Origin of the sequence: Sphingomonas sp. Leaf25 (assembly GCF_001421635.1) — a bacterium.
Taxonomy (GTDB): Bacteria; Pseudomonadota; Alphaproteobacteria; order Sphingomonadales; family Sphingomonadaceae; genus Sphingomonas.
On record NZ_LMKU01000014.1, the window covers coordinates 1 to 1,321 of the forward strand.

At 65.3% G+C, this 1,321-nt stretch carries 1 protein-coding gene and 1 other annotated feature; the gene reads right to left on the reverse strand.

Going from position 1 to position 1,321, the window contains the following annotated elements; genetic code table 11:
- Positions 1-39: 39 nt before the first annotated feature.
- Positions 40-1,268, reverse strand: a protein-coding gene (locus ASE78_RS07660) for an IS3 family transposase (RefSeq protein WP_414886820.1) whose coding sequence is annotated in 2 segments (ribosomal slippage) — positions 40-974 and positions 974-1,268 — 1,230 coding nt in all. Because the reading frame shifts where the segments join, the coding sequence is not laid out codon by codon here.
- Positions 871-987 (reverse strand) — a sequence feature (AL1L pseudoknot). (Overlaps the previous gene by 117 nt.)
- Positions 1,269-1,321: the final 53 nt, after the last annotated feature.

Sequence of the window (1,321 nt, forward strand, 5' to 3'; positions counted from 1 at the left end):
TGAAGCGTCCCGGGTTTCCTGGAGGCATTTAGGTTTGGGTCATGCGGCCATATCGAGTTCCTCCTGTGCGGCATAGTAGTTGGCTTCGGCTTCAGCCGGGGTAACGTAGCCGATGGGACCGAAGAGGCGATGGTTGTTGAACCAGTCGACCCAGCGCAGCGTCGCCATTTCAACGGTAGCCAGGTTCGGCCAGGAGCGCTGGCGCCAAATGACCTCGGCCTTGAACAGGCCGTTGATGGTTTCGGCCAGGGCATTGTCGTAGGAGTCCCCGACGCTGCCGACCGAGGGCACCAGCTTCGCCTCGGCGAGCCGCTGGGTGTAGCTCATGGCGAGGTATTGCGACCCCCTGTCCGAGTGGTGCACGAGCGCGTCCTTTTCCGTTGGCCGCCGGGCATGAATGGCCTGTTCCAGCGCATCCAGGACAAAACTGGCGGTGGCGCTGCTGCTGACCTTCCAGCCGACGATCCGGCGGGCGAACGCGTCGATGACGAAGGCCACGTAGACGAAGCCTGCCCAGGTGTGGACGTAGGTGAAATCCACCACCCACAGCGCGTTCGGCCGCTGAACCTTGAAGGCCCGGTTGACCTTGTCGAGCGGGCACGGCGCCTTGCGATCGGGAACGGTGGTGACACAGGACTTCCCGCGCCGGACACCGGCCAGACCCATCGCCTTCATCAGCCGCTCGACCGTGCATTTGGCGATGGTGACGCCCTCGCGCAGCAACTGCCGCCACACCTTGCGCGACCCGTACAGGCCGAAGCTGGCGCCGTGGACGCGCCGGATGTGATCCCTCAGCCCGTCATCCCGCCGGGCGCGAGCGGAACGTCTGTCCGGATCGGCCAGGCGTGCGGCATGCTGATGATACGAGGAGGGGGCGACCGCCAGTTCCCGGCAGATCGGCTCGATCCCCAACTCCCCTCGATGGGCGTCGATGAACGCCATCGTCATCGCCCGTGGCGGTCGAGCTCCGCCATCGCGAAATATGCCGATGCCTTCCTGAGTATCTCATTGGCACGCCGCAGTTCCTTCACCTCGCGCTCCAGCAGCCGCAGCCGCTCGCGGTCATCGGCCGCCTGCGCGGCCGGACCCGCGCATCGTGACGCATCGTCCCGGCACCAGCGCCGCAGCGTCTCGGCCGTGCATCCGATCTTGCCCGCAATCGAGGTGATCGCTTCCCATTCCGAAGCGTGGTCCGCCCGGTGCTCGCCCACCATCCGAACCGCCCGCTCGCGGACTTCCGGCGAAAACTTGTTTGTCGTCTTGCTCATTACCGATGCTCCTACTCACAAGTGGGAGCCTCCAGGAAACCCGGGACGCTTCA